Raw genomic sequence first — 15,121 nt, 5'->3', positions numbered from 1 at the left:
CGTTCTTCAGGAAAAACCATACAGAAGAGCGATTAAGCTTCGGTGCCGAAATGCAGCTAAATTTTGGTTGCCCGCAGAGGATGCGTTAACCACGGTTGCCCGGATGCAGGTCAGGCCGAGCCGGAAGCGACGGGCCCCGAGAACCGGTCTACGCCGGCCGTACTTCATAGAGCGGAGACACTCACGAGCGCTTCGGCCGCCGAAGGCCGGAAGCGCAGGAGGCCGGCACTTGCAGGCCGGCCTCGCCTGAATCCTTAGTGCGCGGTCAGCTTCACGATGATCGGTATGATGGCGATCATCAGCACCACCGGCAGGATGCAGACCGTCACCGGGACCGACATCTTGGCCGGCAGGGCATGCGCCTTCTCCTCGGCCAGCGACATGCGCTTGTGCCGCATTTCGTCGGAAAAGACGCGCAGCGAGCCCGACAGGCTAGTGCCGAGTTCCTTGGATTGCTGCAGCAACGTCGCGAAGGAGCGAACCTCGTCGAGGCTGAGGCGGTCGGCAAGCGCCTTCAGCGCGTCGTCGAGGCTGCGCCCGGCCCGCAACTCCAGCGACACCAGGATCAGGTTCTGGCTGAGCGACGGATAGGTCCTGGCAAGCTCCCTGGAGACCCGCTCGATGCCGGCCTCCATGCTCATGCCGGCATCGGAGCAGACGATCATCAAATCCATGAAATCGGGAAAGCCGTTGCGGTATTCGCGCATCTTTTCCCGAACCTTCTGCGTCAGCACCAGGCCAGGCAGGAAATAGCCGCCGGCAGCCGACAGGATGATGAAGGTCCAGCGGCTGGTCATGGTCGACTCGGCGCTGGCCGCCCAGTGGTTGACCAGGAATGCGCCGAACGCAGCGCCGACCAGCGCGGCGAAACGGATCAGGAAGAACATGCCGACCGCGCGCGGCTCCATGTAGCCGGCCTGGATAAGCTTCAGGCGCAGCCGCGCGACATTTTCCGGATCGCTCTTGGCATAGAACTCCTGCGCCCGTTTCACCGCCTTCTCGCGCACGGCGTTGGTGCTCTTCTTGGGCGCCGGCTCCGCCTGCTCGGCCGGCTGCAAAATCTCCACCTTCAGCCGGCGCTTGACGTCGCCGCGATCGCCCTTGGCGAGCACCAGCGGCCAGGCGACGGCGCCGCCGCCCAGCACAAGGAGCAGCACGGCGACCGGCATCGGCGAGGTCGGCGCGAGCGAAGCGAGGAAGCGGATGACGTCTTCCATCTCAGAACCTGAAATTCGACATCTTGAACATGATGGCGTTGCCGAGCAGCAGCCAGATCACGGAGCCGCTCAGCATGTACCAGGTCTTCGGCACGTCCCAGACATCCTGGTAGAACTGCGGCATCAGCACCATGATGGCGGTGAACAGAAGCACGGGGACCGCAGTCAGGATGTAAGCCGACATGCGCCCTTCCGTCGAAATGGCGCGCACCTTGCGGCGCAGCTTGCCGCGGTCGCGGATCGTCGCCGACAGGCCGTCGAGGATCTCGCGCAGATTGCCACCCGAACTGCTCTGGATCGACACCGCCGTGACGAACAGCGGCAGGTCCTCATGCCCCACCCGGTCGAAAAGGTTGTTCAGCGCCGAGACCAGGTCGGAGCCATAGGTCACCTCGTCGGCGACGACGCCGAACTCGGTGCCGATCGGATCGGCCATTTCGCGCGACACCATGGCAATCGCCACCGGCACCGGATGGCCGGCCTTCAGGCCGCGCGTGATCAGCTCCAGCGCCTCGGGCAGTTGCATGCCGAACCGCTTGTGCCGGCGCTTGCGCAGGAAGCGCATGGCCATTACCGGCAGCACCGGCAACAGCAAGACAAACAGGATGAGGCCGAACAGGAGCGGCAGGCCCTTCCAGATGCCGACAAGCGCCAACGCCGCGGCCACGCCCGAGGTGATCGTCAGGAACTTCGGCAGCGGCGTGGTCATGCCGGACTGCGTGCGCAGGGCGCGGAAGCGGTCGAGGGAAAAGATGGAGCCGCCGCCGTCGATCCCGCGTTCCTTGCGCAGCTGGATCAGCACCTGCTCCTGGCTGATCTTGTTCTCCGCGAGCTTCATGCGGCGGTTGATGGCCGTGCGCTTGTCGCTGCGCCCGGCATAGAGCAAATAAAGGCCCTCGGCGATCATGATGCCGGTGAGCGCCGCCGCGGCGTAGACGACGTAGACCGGGCTGAATCCCTCGAACACCGGCCTAGTCCTGCGGCCGGCCGGGTTCGAAATACTTGCCCGGGAATTCGATGCCCATGTTGCGCAGGTCCTCGAGGAAGCGTGGCCGGATGCCAGTCGCTTCGAAGTGGCCGAGGATCTTTCCGTCCGCCTCCATGCCGGTGCGCACGAAGCGGAAGATCTCCTGCATCTGGATGACGTCGCCTTCCATGCCGGTCACTTCGGCGACGCTGGTCACCTTTCGCTTGCCGTCGGACAGGCGCGTCAGCTGGACGATGATGTCGATGGCGCTGGAGATCTGGCTGCGGATCGACTGCACGGTCATCGGCATGCCGGTCATGCCGAGCATCTGTTCCAGACGCGAGATGGCATCGCGCGGCGTGTTGGCATGGATGGTGGCCATCGAGCCTTCATGACCGGTGTTCATCGCCTGCAGCATGTCGAAGGCCTCCTCGCCGCGACACTCGCCGAGGATCACGCGGTCGGGGCGCATGCGCAGCGCGTTCTTGACCAGATCGCGCTGCTTCAATTCGCCGTGGCCCTCGATATTGGCCGGGCGCGTTTCCATGCGCGCGACATGCGGCTGCTGCAGTTGCAGCTCGGCCGCGTCCTCGATGGTGATCAAGCGCTCGTCTTCCGGAATGAAGGCCGACAAAGCATTGAGCATCGTCGTCTTGCCCGTGCCGGTGCCGCCGGAGATGATCGTGGTCTTGCGGGCATGCACCGCCGCCGCCAGCACCTCGGCCATGTTCTGGGTGATGGCGCCGAATTCGACCAGCTTGTGCAGGCCGAGCTTGTTCTTGGAGAATTTGCGGATCGACACCAGCGGCCCGTCGACGCCGACCGGGCGGATCGCCGCGTTGAAGCGCGAGCCGTCGAGCATGCGGGCGTCGACCATCGGCTGCGATTCATCGACGCGGCGGCCGACCGCCGCGACGATTTTATTAATGATTCGAAGTAGATGTGCCTCATCCTTGAACGGGATGTTGACCTGCTGCAGCTTGCCGCGCTTTTCGACGAAGCAGTTCTGGTGGCCGTTGATCAGGATATCGTTGATCTCGGGGTCCTTGAGCAGCGGCTCCAGCGGGCCGAGGCCTACCATCTCGTCGACGATGTCGTCGACCAGGGCGTCGAGTTCGGCGTTGTTGATCGCCATCCGCTCATTGCGCGTCTTTTCCGAGACGAATTCATGCACCTGCCGGCGCATTTCATCCCGGGGCAGCCGCTCCAGCGCCACGAGGTTGATCTCCTCGAGCAGCATGCGATGGATACGCACACGCGCATCGAGCACCTTGTTGGCGCTCTTTGCAGGCGCTGCTTCAGGCTTCGGCGGCGCCGGCTTGCGGGTCGTCGGGATGATCACTGCATTGTGCGTCACCGGCGCGGATTCGGGCGCCCGCTGCGGACGAACGTCGCGGCTCTGCAGGTTGGAAAAGCGGCTGTTCATCCTGCCTTCCTCTTCAGCAAGCCCTTGCCCAGGCCGAACAGCGACTTCGACTTGGCCATCATCTGGACGGCCTCCTCCGGCAGGATGATCTTCTTTAGGTCGTTGACGACATTGGCGTTGGGGTCGATGGCGTGCAGCGGCACGCCGCGGTCGACCGCCTCGCGCACGAGCCGGTAATTGTTGGAAATGCCGCCAACGAAATGCTCGCCGAGTATCTCCTGGACGTCGGCCTGCTTGATGCCGCTGTCGAACATCTTCTGCTCGAAGCGGTTGACGATGACATTGGGCTTCACTTCCTTGCCGGCGGTCTCATAGACGGCCTGGATGAGACGCTGCGTATGGCGCAGGCAGGGCACTGTCATCTCGGCGACGATATAGAGCTTGTTCGAACCGAGCAGCACCGTCTCGGTCCAGGGGAACCATGTGCGCGGCATGTCGATGACGACATTGTCGAAATAGGCCGCCACGAGGTCGAGCATGCGCACCACGACATCGGTCTTGAACGAGCGCATGTCCGACGGGCGCGTGGGAGCGGCAAGCACGCACAGCCCGCTCGCATGCTTGGACAGCATCACGTCAAGCAATTGCCGGTCGAGGCGCTCCGGCTGGTTCTCGATTTCCGTGATGTCGAAGCGCGGTTCGAGATCGAGATATTCGGCGCAGGCGCCTTGCTGGAAATTGAGGTCGACGACGCATGTCGAGGCGCCGCGCGTCACCGAATGATGCAGTTGGAACGCCGTCTGCAAGGCGAGCGTGGTGGTACCGACGCCGCCGGCGGCCGGCATGAACGTGTAGATGTGCGATTCGGTGTTCTCTTCCCGCCCCGGCCCTTGCAGCGCACGGATGACGGAACGCACGAGGTCGGCCGTGGTGATCGGCTTGACCAGGAAATCGGCGACCTTGAGCTGCACCAGGATACGCACCGCCGCCGCGTTGAATTCCTGGGTCACGACGATCACCGGAATGCTGCCTTCCAGCCGTCGCATGACGCGCTGCAGCGACTCGATTTCCTCGAGCTTGGCTGCATCCATGTCGACGATGACCGTGCCGAAGTCCGTCTCGAGGATCTCGCCGCGCAGCTCGTTGACACTCTTTTCCAGCGTCAAAAGCTCGATGACCTCGGAGGCCGCGAAAGCCGTCCGTGTGTCTTGCAAGAACGTCGTGTCCGTCGAAACGAGCAGGATCTTCTTGGTCTTGCTACCAGATGCCATCGTCGTCAGCCCATCAGTCCGATGTCGTTGATGATGTCGTCGGCGCCGACCCCGAGCCGGCCTTCGCACCGACGGCGATGCTCTCGGAACCCGGACGCTGGGCCGGCACGAGAAGCCGGGTGTTCTGCACGCCGTACTTCCACGGATCGACCATCTGCATGGCGGTGTTGGACGCCTGTGCGTTGCCGACTCCGAGCGTCACCCCTTCGGTGCGGACATAGTCGTCGCTGGTGCAGCCGCCGGCGAAACCGGCCAGGAGCAGAGCGATGCAAACGGGGATGCGCATGGCCTTAGTCCTTTGGCAGATCGAGGAAGTGGCCGGACGTGGCGGCAGCTATCGGGCGGGCGGCGCTGCCGTCCGCCAGCGTCACCGGACGCTTCGACGCCGAGGCGTCCACTTCCTCCGTGTTGTTCAGGAAATAGTCGGCGGGACTTGCCGGCTGGGTGCCGTCGGTCGGCTCGACCATCTTCTTCGAGGGATCGACCGGCTTGACCAGGTAAGGCGTGACGATGATGACCAGGTCGGTCTCGCGCCGCTGATAGGATTTCGACGAAAACAGCGGACCGAGCACCGGCAGCTTGCCGATCCCCGGTACCCGCGATGTCGTGATGTCGTTCTGCGACTGCAGGAGGCCGGCGATCATGAAGCTCTGGCCGTTCTTGAGGTCGACCGATGTCCTGGCGCGGCGCACGATGAAGGCCGGAATGGAAATGCCGCTGCTGACCTGGATGGAAGCGGACGGGTCGATCGAGGACACTTCCGGCGCGATGTCGAGGCTTACCAGCCCGTCCTTCAGCACCGTCGGCGTGAAATCCAGGCCGACGCCGTACTTCTTGTAGGTGACGCTGATCTTGCCATTGTCTTCGGAAACCGGGATCGGGAACTCGCCGCCGGCAAGGAAGCTCGCCGTCTGGCCCGAACGCGCAATCAGGTTCGGCTCCGCCAGCCGCCGCGCCAGGCCGCGTTCCTCCAGCGCCTTGATGGCGATGTCGATCGAAACGCCGTTCGACAGCAGGCTGCCGATGATCTCGCCTGTTCCGGCAGCCGTCAGGTTTCCCCCATCCGGGCTCAGCACGACTTTGCGGTTGCCGATGCCATAGGCGAAATTGGCGGCGTATTTGGCGCCGAGATCCTGACCGGCCTGGCGATTGATCTCGACGAAGCGGACGTTGAGCTGCACTTGCTGCGAGGACGAGATGTTGACCGAGTTGATGATTTCCTCGTTGCCGGAAAAGCGCGACGCGATCTTGCTGGCCTTGTCGGCGGCGACCGCATCGTCGGCCTCGCCCGACAGCACGACGCGGCCGTTCGCCGAACCGACCTTGATCTTGGCGTCGGGAACGCTGGCGCGGATGGTGCTGGCCAGTTGGTCTGTATCCAGCGTCACCTCGATGTCGATGGTGCCGACAAGCTGCTTGTTCTGGTCGAACAGGGCGATACCGGTGGTGCCCAGATTGTTGCCGAGCACGTAGAAGGACTTGTCGGTCAGCGGATTGACGTTGGCGATCTCCGGATCGCCGATGACGATCTGGTAGAAGGCGGCGCTTGTCATGATCGTCTTCGGCTTGCCCTTGGCCACCTTGATCGAGGCGTTCTTGTTCGCCGAGACATAGACGACGTCATTGCCAGCCCTTGCCGGCGCGGCGACGCCAAGCATTGCCGCCGCCAGCGCTATCGCGCCGAGAAGACGCCATCCCCCGGTCGTCCGAAATGCATCAAACCCGAACATCTTGCCCCGTCCCCGCCGGTCCCCACCGGCTATTGCTGCAGTTCCTGCGGCGGTTCCCGTGAAGGAACCTTGTATTCCTCGACCTTGTCACCACGCGTCACGATCACCGTCTTTAGTTTCGGCTCGCCCTGGTCCTTCGTCATCGCATTGACGAGCGAGGCGGCGCTCGCCTGCGCGTTTGCGGCAACCGAGCCGCCGAAGGACGAGATGGTCGTAAGCCCGCCATTGCTGGCGGTTGCGTCGGCGGCCGACCGCAGCGACAACGACAGCGTGCCGACGGTGCGGGCAAGCGCCACTTTCTGCGCCCCTTCGTTGGTGACTTCGAGGGTCACGGAATTGGCGATTTGCGGCTCGGTCTTGCGCTCGTCGGCGCCCTGTCCGACCGAAAGCACCTTGGCATCGGAGACGACGATCTCGGACGTGACGGTCGACCCGGCGGCGCCCTGCGCATTCTTGGACACTTCCTGGATATCGCCAGCGTCGCGCGTCAGCACGACGTCCACGCGGTCTCCCGGCGTGATGAAGCCGCCGACCCCGGCGATCTCATCGGTGCGGATGGTGACGGCCCGCATTCCCGGCGACAGCATGTTGGAAAGGGTGGCGCGGCCATTCGGCCCCGACAGCTTGGTAAGCAGCACCGGTTCGTTGACCTCGATCGGCGACAGCACGACCCGGCTGCCGTCCGCGAGCAGCTTGTCGATCGTCGGGAAAGCACCTTGCGGCAGGGAATCCTGCGGCCACGGAATCTCGGCGAGCTGCGGCCGTCCGAGCTCCATGCCGTAGCGCAGCGGCGCGCTTGCGACCACGATGGTCTTGAACTCGACCTTGGGCTGCTGCGGCGCCATGACGGAGACGACCTTGACCTCGGGCTGAGCCTTCGCCTGGCTCTTGACCCAGAAATCCGCCGCAAAGATCGAAATCGCGCCGAACACGGCGGCGATGCCGATCATGGTAATGGCCCTGCCCCTCACAACGAAACCCCTGACGCCCGTGGTCTTTTGTTGGTTGGGCCTCACGCTAGGCGTTAATGTTAAAGAATCGGGAATACCGGGGCACGCCGACCGCCCTATTTCGGCCGGCTTGGTTATCGAATGGTTTTAGAATAAGAGACAGTTTGATCCCTGAACGGAACAGGAACTCGTTCGCCCGCGAAAAGCGTGGCAGTATCGAGACGTGATTCGCTTTACCGGACGCTAGGCCCAGCATGGACGACAGCAACGACCTCTTCGGCAAGATGGAAAAGCCGGCACAGCCGGTGCGCGCGCCGTCGCGCCCGGCCGATCCGCTCGTGCAGGCCGCGAAGCGTTCGGCCCCCGCCCGCGACGGCAGCGAGGGCTACAGCGCCGCCGACATCGAGGTGCTGGAAGGGCTGGAACCGGTGCGCCGCCGTCCGGGCATGTATATCGGCGGCACCGACGACAAGGCGATGCATCACCTGTTCGCCGAGGTCATCGACAATTCGATGGACGAAGCTGTGGCCGGTCACGCCACCTTCATCGACGTCGAGCTTTCCGCCGACGGCTTCCTGACCGTCACCGACAACGGCCGCGGCATCCCGGTCGATCCGCATCCGAAATTCAAGAAGCCGGCGCTCGAAGTCATCATGACCACGCTGCATTCGGGCGGCAAGTTCGACTCCAAGGTCTACGAGACCTCCGGCGGCCTGCATGGCGTCGGCGTTTCGGTCGTCAACGCGTTGTCCGACCATCTCGAGGTCGAGGTCGCGCGCGGACGTCAGCTCTACCGCCAGCGTTTTTCGCGCGGCGTCCCGGTCAGCGGTCTTGAGCATCTCGGCGAGGTCCACAACCGCCGCGGCACGAAAACCCGCTTCCATCCCGACGAGCAGATTTTCGGCAAGGGCGCCGCCTTCGAACCGGCGCGGCTTTACCGCATGACGCGCTCGAAGGCCTATCTGTTCGGCGGCGTCGAGATCCGCTGGACCTGCGATCCGTCGCTGATCAAGGAAAAGGACCAGACGCCGGCCAAGGCGGAGTTCCATTTCCCCGGCGGCCTGAAGGACTATCTCAAGGCGACGCTCGGCGACGAATTCCAGGTCACGCGCGAGGTCTTCGCCGGCAAGAGCGACAAGCAGGGCGGCCACGCTTCGCTCGAATGGGCGGTCACCTGGTTCGGCGGCGACGGTTTCCTCAACTCCTATTGCAACACCATTCCGACCCCCGAAGGCGGCACGCATGAGGCCGGATTCCGCAACGTGCTGACGCGCGGACTGCGCGCTTACGCCGACCTCATCGGCAACAAGCGCGCCTCGATCATCACCACCGACGACGTGATGATCTCGGCCGCCGGCATGCTGTCGGTGTTCATCCGCGAGCCTGAATTCGTCGGCCAGACCAAGGACAGGCTGGCGACGATCGAGGCGATGCGCATCGTCGAGAACGCCCTTCGCGACCCGTTCGACCACTGGCTGGCAGACAATCCACAAGAAGCCTCGAAGCTTCTGGAGTGGGTCATCGCGCGCGCCGACGAACGCGTGCGGCGCCGCCAGGAAAAGGAAGTCTCGCGCAAGAGCGCGGTGCGCAAGCTGCGCCTTCCGGGCAAGCTCGCCGACTGCACGCAGAACGCCGCCGCCGGCGCCGAGATCTTCATCGTCGAGGGCGACTCGGCCGGCGGCTCGGCCAAGCAGGCGCGCGACCGCGCCAGCCAGGCGGTGCTGCCGCTGCGCGGCAAGATCCTCAACGTCGCCTCCGCCGGCAACGACAAGCTTGCTGCCAACCAGCAGATTTCCGACCTGATCCAGGCGCTCGGCTGCGGCACGCGCTCGAAATACCGCGACGAGGATCTGCGCTACGACCGCGTGATCATCATGACCGACGCCGACGTCGACGGCGCGCACATCGCTTCGCTGTTGATCACCTTCTTCTATCAGGAGATGCCGAACCTAATCCGCGGCGGCCATCTCTATATGGCCGTGCCGCCGCTCTATTCGATCCGGCAGGGCGGCAAGGTCGGCTACGCTCGCGACGACGCGCACAAGGACGAACTGCTGCGCACCGAATTCACCGGCCGCGGCAAGGTCGAGATCGGCCGCTTCAAGGGCCTCGGCGAGATGATGGCCGCGCAGCTCAAGGAGACCACGATGGATCCGAGGAAGCGCACGCTTCTAAGGGTCGACGTGATCGACGCCGAGCAGGCCACCAAGGATGCCGTCGACGCGCTGATGGGCACCAAGCCCGAGGCGCGTTTCCGCTTCATCCAGGAGCGCGCCGAATTCGCAGAGGCGGACGTGCTGGATATCTGATCGCCTGCCGGTCCATAACAGTCTCCGGCACGGAGAACCGATGTGACCTGGACGCGGTTGAAAGAGCTTGTCGAGACGCCCTTAAGCGGTTTGACGCAGCCGACCCGTTCGGATTGGATTTTTGCCCTGCGCACGGTTTCGGCCGGACTGATCGCGCTGCTTGTCGCCTACGCGCTGAAGCTCGACCATCCGCAATGGGCGATGATGACGGTGTTCATCGTCGCGCAGCCGGTCGCCGGCATGGTGCTGGCAAAGGGCTTCTACCGGCTGCTCGGCACGCTGGCCGGCGGCCTGGCGGCCGTCGGCATCACATCGCTGTTCGGCGCCAATTCCTGGCTGTTGGTGAGCGTGCTGGCGCTCTGGATCGGCGTCTGCATGCTGGTCTCGTCGCTATTGCGCAACCCGGAAGCCTATGGCGCCGCGCTTGCCGGCTATACCGCGATGATCATCAGCCTGCCGGCCCTCGGACAGCCGCATATTGTCGTCGACCTCGCCGTCGCCCGTTGCGCGGAGATCGCGCTCGGCATCGTCTGCGCCGGCGTCACCAGCCGGCTGATCCTGCCGAAACTCGCGGCCGACGCCATCATTTCCAGGTTGAAGCGCAGCATCCTCGACCTCGCCGAATATGCCGGCGGCGCCTTTTCCAACGGCGATCCGGCAAGCCTCGCCGCACTCCAACGCAAGCTGATCACCGATGCCCAGACGCTTGCCGAGATGCGCACCTATGCGCGGCTGGAAGCGCCGAGCTTCGCCACCCGCGCCCACCCGGTGCGGCGCACGATCGGTCAGCTTCTGTGGGCGCTTTCGGCGGCGCGCGCACTGCACAGCCACCGCAGGCCGAAGAACGCGGCGCTCATTCCCATGCGCAGCGAATTGAAGGCCTTCGTCGGCGAACTCGCGGCGACACCCGGCGCGCTCGACGACACCGGCCCCTGGGTGGCGCGGCTCGATGCGATCGCAAGCAAGGCCAGGGAGATGCCCGACCTGCCCAACGATGACGGCTCCAACGATACCGCCGAAGACAAGGTCGGCACCATCACCCGCCTGACCATTGCCGGCGATTTCGCCGAGGCGCTGAAGCAGGTGATGCGCGGCCTTGACGCGCTTCGCTCGCCCGTCTCGCGGAAGTCGAGCGAGCGAGCCCAGCCGGCGCTGGTCGTCCACCGCGACTACCAGGCCGCGTGGCGCAACGCCGTGCGCGCCGCGCTCGCGACGTTGCTCGTGGCGATCTTCTGGCTGACGACCAAATGGTCGGAAGCCGCCGGCACCGTCATCCTCGTCGCCGTCGTCTCCAGCCTGTTCGCGGCGCGCCCGGATCCGGTGCAGTCCGCCTGGGGTTTCTTCACCGGAACGCTGATCGCACTGCCTTTTGCCTTTCTGGTCGGCCAGGTCGCGCTGCCGGCGCTGCCGGGCTTCGGCTGGTTCACGCTCTTCGTGGTGCCGATCCTGGTGCCCGCGGCGCTCGGCATGGCAAATCCCCGCCATGTCGGCGTCGCCACCGCCTTCGCCATCAACTTCCTCGCCTTCCTCAGCCCGCATCAGCAGATGATCTACGATCCCGGGCCGTTCTTCGCCGGCTCGGCGTCGATCCTGGTCGGCATCCTGATTGCCATCGGCGTCTTCATCGTCGTGCTGCCCGCCGACCCCTGGGTCACCGTGGAGCGCATCTCGCAGGCGATGCGCGAGGATCTGGCGCGGCTTTGCCTGCATGAGCGCATACCCCGGCGCTCGGCCTTCGAAAGCCTCGCCTATGACCGGATCAACCAGTTGATGCCGCAGGTGCAGCAGACGGGCCGCAAGGGCGATCCCATTCTTGGCGGAAGCATTTCGGCCGTCACCGTCGGGCTGGAAGTGCTGCGGCTGCGCCACGCGCAACTGAACTCCGCCGTCCCGCACGAAACGGTCGAGTCCATCGGCAATTTCCTGCGCGGCCTGGCGCGCGAATTGCTGTTTAGACGGCCGGGCGAGCCGCAGACCGCGACCGTCGCGGTGGCGAGGCAATATGCGGCCAGCATCGCCCAACGCAGCGATCGGCTCGAAATGCTGCAGATCGCCGCCTCGCTGCGCATCATCGCCGCGGCGATGGAAGATTATCCGGATTTCTTTGCGAAGGGTCGCGCCTGAACAATTCGGAGCGTGCCCCGTTTCAGGTCAGACCGGTTCGGGAATGGTTCTTGTTAGGCTGGTCGAGACATCCTAGGTTGGACACATGGCGCTCAAACGGATGGACAACATAGGAATCGTCGTCGAGAACCTGGACGAGACGATTGAATTCTTCCGCGAGCTCGGTCTTGAACTCGAGGGACGGGCCATTATCGAGGGAGAATGGGCCGGACGTGTCACCGGACTCGGCGATCAGCACGTCGAGATTGCGATGATGCGCACGCCGGACGGTCATAGCCGGCTCGAGCTGTCCCGCTTCATCACACCGCCTGTCGTCGCGGATCACCGCAACGCTCCGGTGAACGCCCTGGGCTATCTCCGCGTCATGTTCGCCGTGGACGACGTCGACGAGACGCTTGAGAGACTCCGCAAGCGCGGCGCCGAGCTCGTCGGCGAAGTGGTCCAGTATAAGGACGCGTATCGGCTTTGCTACATTCGCGGGCCTGAAGGGCTTCTCATCGGCCTCGCCCAGGAACTCGGCTGAGACGTGAATATGCCCTAGGCCGCGGCGATGGCCAGCGCGTGCCCGCGCGCGTTTTCCCGCAAGGCATCGAGGTGGATAGACTTCACCAGCCCGGCAAGATCGCCCTCGGCGGGTTGGCCGCCGAGTTCCTTCAACATCAGCCAGCTCACTTCCTGTACGCCGGCGACACGCCGGCCGTTGGCGACCTCGCGCCAGATCTTAAGCGCACGCAGGATGATGGCATGCGTGGCCGGCGCAAGTCCGGCGCTGCGGAACAGCGCCTGCAGGGCCACGTCGTGCCCGCCGGCTAGAAGTGCCGTCACCCGCTGCTCGGACTGTTGGGCCAAAGCCACCAGCGTCGAGCCGAAGAAGTCCACCTTGCCATGCGCGATGGTGCGGATGATGAAGCTTGCCGTAAGGTCGCCGCGCAGCCTCAGATGCTCGATCAGCGCGGCATGTTCTTCCAGGCGCGTTCCCTCGATCAGCGTCACCGAGGCCTTCACGCAGGCGTCGCGCATCACGCGATCGGCGCGCGCCGCGCCCATCATCGCCAGCACCAGGGGTGAACCTTTCAGGGTCTCGCCGAGCTTGACCAGCAGCATGTGCCGGCAATCGGCGGGCAGGCGTTGATCGGCAATCAGCGCCTCGCGCACCAGCGGCAGGTGGCCGTGCCGCTCGGCCATGCGGCGGAAGCTCAGCGAAGCAATCTCGGCGCCGCTGTTGCCGACTAGCGCGGCGCAGGCCTCCGGTTCGCCGATCTCGGCGATCGCCGCCGCCAGCGACATCGAGACGACCGGACGGTTGGCGATCAGCTTCTGCGTCGCCTTCTGGCCGCAGGCGACGCGGTCGATCAGATCGGCATCGGTAAGCAGCGGCGAACGCGCCAGAACCAGCGCCGCGACTTCCGGCTGGTCGGCGGCCAACGCGCTGATCACCTGCGGCGGCGCGTGATGGCTCATCGACAGCGCCTCGGCGAGCGCCTGGCGAACCTTGGAGGAAGCGTCGTCCAGAAGCAGCGTGAGCGCCGCCTCGGCGGCGCAGCGATCCTCGAACGGCAGATCGGAATTGATATAGGCACGCGCCAGCGCGCTCGCGGCGGCGGCACGCTCGGAAACCCTTGCCGTATCAATCCATTTTAGAAAGTGCGAAACAACCATGCCGACCAGCTACGCCCTCGCCGGGATGTTCCCGGCCCCGTTGTCAACGGTAGGCTGGAAATGGTTTACGAACGGTTCACCATGTTTCTTAACCGGCTTGATGGAGGCGAGGCCAACGCCTATCAAGCAGGTGCATTGGAGGAGATCGAACCATGGCCGGGCTTTATCTGGAAGAGTTTGTCGTCGGCCACGTTTTCCATCACACGCTGCGCAAGACAGTGACCGAGAGCGACAACATGCTGTTTTCGGTGATGACGCTGAACCCGCAGCCCCTGCACATCGACTTCGACTTCGCCGCAAAGACCGAATGGGGCAAGCCGCTGGTGAATTCGCTGTTCACGCTCGGCCTGATGATCGGCATCTCGGTGAACGACATCACGGTCGGCACCACGGTCGCCAATCTCGGCATGAAGGAGACGGTGTTCCCGCATCCCGTCTTTCACGGCGACACCATCCGGGTCGAGACGACGGTCGTTTCCGTGCGCGAGTCCAAGTCGAAACCCGACCGCGGCATCGTAGAGTTCGAGCATCGCGCCTACAATCAAAATGCCGTTCTCGTCGCCAAATGCACAAGGCAGGCGATGATGCTGAAGAAGGCGGCCTGATGCGCTCGCTGCTCTTCGTACCCGGCGACTCCGAGCGGAAGCTGGAAAAAGGTTTTGAAGCCGGTGCCGACGTGGTCATCGTCGATCTCGAGGATTCCGTCGCCGCCGCGAACAAGGGGGCGGCACGCACGACCGCGGCCGGGTTCATTTCGAGCCAAAGGCACCGGACAGGTTCCGCCATCTATGTGCGGGTCAACGACCTGTCGACCGGCCTCACCGACGCCGATCTCGCGGTACTCGTCGCCGCGAAGCCCGACGGCATCATGCTGCCCAAGTCGAACAGCGGGCGGGACGTCCAGCAGCTGGCGGCGAAGCTCCGCGTGCATGAGGCCGAAAACGGGCTGCCGGACGGCGCCATAAGAATCCTGCCGATCATCACCGAGACCGCGGCGGGCGTGCTGGCGGCGGCAAGCTATGCCGGAACGAGCGCGCGGCTCGCCGGCCTGACCTGGGGCGCCGAGGACTTGTCGGCGGCGATCGGGGCGCGCTCGACCCGCGACGAGGGCGGCCGTTACACCGACCTGTTTCGCCTGGCGCGCACCATGACCATTCTGGCGGCCGGCGCGGCCGAAGTCGCCGCTGTCGACACCGTCTTTCCGGATTTCCGCGACATGGCCGCCTTCGAGAAGGAATGCCGCGAGGCCGAGCGCGACGGCTTCACCGGCAAGATGGCGATCCATCCGGCGCAGGTGCCGGTCATCAACGCCGCCTTCACACCATCCGCCGAAGCGGTCGGGCGGTCACAGGCGATCGTCGACGCCTTCGCGGCGGCGGGAAACCCGGGCGTCGTCGGCATCGACGGCAAGATGTACGACCGGCCGCATCTGCGGCTGGCCGAACGGCTGCTGGCTCGCGCTAGAGCAATTCCAGGAAAAGTGTGAGCGGTTTTCTGTCCGGAATTGCGTAAAAACAAGGAGATAGAG

13 protein-coding genes are annotated in these 15,121 nt (G+C 64.6%); 5 read left to right on the top strand and 8 right to left on the bottom strand.

The features are described from left to right. Positions 1-254: 254 nt before the first annotated feature. From FJW07_RS23050 to cpaB, 7 genes are all read right to left on the bottom strand, one after another. Positions 255-1,217 (bottom strand): type II secretion system F family protein, encoded by a 963-nt coding sequence (locus FJW07_RS23050; RefSeq protein WP_140652345.1) that lies wholly within the window; start codon positions 1,215-1,217, stop codon positions 255-257. Position 1,218: 1 nt separating this feature from the next. Then, entirely contained in the window at positions 1,219-2,184 is a 966-nt protein-coding gene (locus tag FJW07_RS23045; RefSeq protein WP_140647825.1) for a type II secretion system F family protein, read from the bottom strand. Between the two features lie 4 nt (positions 2,185-2,188). Then, positions 2,189-3,610, bottom strand: a complete 1,422-nt coding sequence (locus FJW07_RS23040; protein WP_140647826.1) for a CpaF family protein — start codon at positions 3,608-3,610, stop codon at positions 2,189-2,191. Further along, positions 3,607-4,821: a response regulator gene (locus FJW07_RS23035; protein WP_140647827.1), complete on the bottom strand. Its 1,215-nt coding sequence runs from the start codon at positions 4,819-4,821 to the stop codon at positions 3,607-3,609. The genes FJW07_RS23040 and FJW07_RS23035 overlap by 4 nt, the downstream gene beginning before the upstream one ends. A 13-nt stretch (positions 4,822-4,834) precedes the next feature. Beyond that, complete coding sequence (locus tag FJW07_RS23030) at positions 4,835-5,107, bottom strand: hypothetical protein (protein WP_140858887.1); 273 nt, start codon at positions 5,105-5,107, stop codon at positions 4,835-4,837. A gap of 4 nt (positions 5,108-5,111) precedes the next feature. Next, positions 5,112-6,479, bottom strand: coding sequence for a type II and III secretion system protein family protein (locus tag FJW07_RS23025; RefSeq protein WP_246680852.1), 1,368 nt, complete (start codon positions 6,477-6,479; stop codon positions 5,112-5,114). Between the two features lie 101 nt (positions 6,480-6,580). Next, positions 6,581-7,501: a Flp pilus assembly protein CpaB gene (gene cpaB / locus FJW07_RS23020; RefSeq protein WP_140785977.1), complete on the bottom strand. Its 921-nt coding sequence runs from the start codon at positions 7,499-7,501 to the stop codon at positions 6,581-6,583. A 254-nt stretch (positions 7,502-7,755) separates the two neighbouring features. Here cpaB and parE point away from each other — a divergent pair, with 254 nt between their 5' ends. The 3 genes from parE to FJW07_RS23005 all read left to right on the top strand — a co-directional run bounded on the left by parE (position 7,756) and on the right by FJW07_RS23005 (position 12,457). Beyond that, on the top strand, positions 7,756-9,810 hold the full coding sequence (gene parE / locus FJW07_RS23015) for a DNA topoisomerase IV subunit B (protein ID WP_140785976.1): 2,055 nt from the start codon (positions 7,756-7,758) through the stop codon (positions 9,808-9,810). 42 nt (positions 9,811-9,852) lie between these two features. After that, entirely contained in the window at positions 9,853-11,934 is a 2,082-nt protein-coding gene (locus tag FJW07_RS23010; RefSeq protein ID WP_140858885.1) for an FUSC family protein, read from the top strand. Positions 11,935-12,019: 85 nt separating this feature from the next. After that, positions 12,020-12,457 (top strand): VOC family protein, encoded by a 438-nt coding sequence (locus FJW07_RS23005; RefSeq protein ID WP_140858884.1) that lies wholly within the window; start codon positions 12,020-12,022, stop codon positions 12,455-12,457. Between the two features lie 14 nt (positions 12,458-12,471). Here FJW07_RS23005 and FJW07_RS23000 read toward each other — a convergent pair whose 3' ends face one another. Continuing rightward, the gene (locus tag FJW07_RS23000) at positions 12,472-13,593 is read right to left on the bottom strand and encodes a DUF2336 domain-containing protein (protein ID WP_140652357.1); all 1,122 of its coding nucleotides are present in this window, start codon (positions 13,591-13,593) and stop codon (positions 12,472-12,474) included. Positions 13,594-13,745: 152 nt separating this feature from the next. Here FJW07_RS23000 and FJW07_RS22995 point away from each other — a divergent pair, with 152 nt between their 5' ends. Together FJW07_RS22995 and FJW07_RS22990 are read left to right on the top strand one after the other, a co-directional pair. After that, complete coding sequence (locus tag FJW07_RS22995; RefSeq protein ID WP_140647835.1) at positions 13,746-14,198, top strand: MaoC family dehydratase; 453 nt, start codon at positions 13,746-13,748, stop codon at positions 14,196-14,198. Further along, positions 14,198-15,079 (top strand): CoA ester lyase, encoded by an 882-nt coding sequence (locus FJW07_RS22990; protein WP_140652359.1) that lies wholly within the window; start codon positions 14,198-14,200, stop codon positions 15,077-15,079. Before FJW07_RS22995 ends, FJW07_RS22990 begins: the two co-directional genes overlap by 1 nt. Positions 15,080-15,121 lie beyond the last annotated feature (42 nt).

This window comes from Mesorhizobium sp. B3-1-9, from assembly GCF_006439595.1.
GTDB lineage: Bacteria > Pseudomonadota > Alphaproteobacteria > Rhizobiales > Rhizobiaceae > Mesorhizobium.
Note: the sequence above shows the minus strand (reverse complement) of the source record. Positions and strands in the feature narration are given on the sequence as shown.

Bases quoted from the DNA above. Each gene is read 5' to 3' on its own strand.
- FJW07_RS23050 (WP_140652345.1), bottom strand. From the start codon at position 1,217: ATGGAAGACGTCATCCGCTTCCTCGCTTCGCTCGCGCCGACCTCGCCG.
- FJW07_RS23040 (WP_140647826.1), bottom strand. From the start codon at position 3,610: ATGAACAGCCGCTTTTCCAACCTGCAGAGCCGCGACGTTCGTCCGCAG.
- FJW07_RS23035 (WP_140647827.1), bottom strand. From the start codon at position 4,821: ATGGCATCTGGTAGCAAGACCAAGAAGATCCTGCTCGTTTCGACGGAC.
- FJW07_RS23030 (WP_140858887.1), bottom strand. From the start codon at position 5,107: ATGCGCATCCCCGTTTGCATCGCTCTGCTCCTGGCCGGTTTCGCCGGC.
- FJW07_RS23025 (WP_246680852.1), bottom strand. From the start codon at position 6,479: ATGCTTGGCGTCGCCGCGCCGGCAAGGGCTGGCAATGACGTCGTCTAT.
- cpaB (WP_140785977.1), bottom strand. From the start codon at position 7,501: ATGATCGGCATCGCCGCCGTGTTCGGCGCGATTTCGATCTTTGCGGCG.
- parE (WP_140785976.1), top strand. From the start codon at position 7,756: ATGGACGACAGCAACGACCTCTTCGGCAAGATGGAAAAGCCGGCACAG.
- FJW07_RS23005 (WP_140858884.1), top strand. From the start codon at position 12,020: ATGGCGCTCAAACGGATGGACAACATAGGAATCGTCGTCGAGAACCTG.
- FJW07_RS23000 (WP_140652357.1), bottom strand. From the start codon at position 13,593: ATGGTTGTTTCGCACTTTCTAAAATGGATTGATACGGCAAGGGTTTCC.
- FJW07_RS22995 (WP_140647835.1), top strand. From the start codon at position 13,746: ATGGCCGGGCTTTATCTGGAAGAGTTTGTCGTCGGCCACGTTTTCCAT.
- FJW07_RS22990 (WP_140652359.1), top strand. From the start codon at position 14,198: ATGCGCTCGCTGCTCTTCGTACCCGGCGACTCCGAGCGGAAGCTGGAA.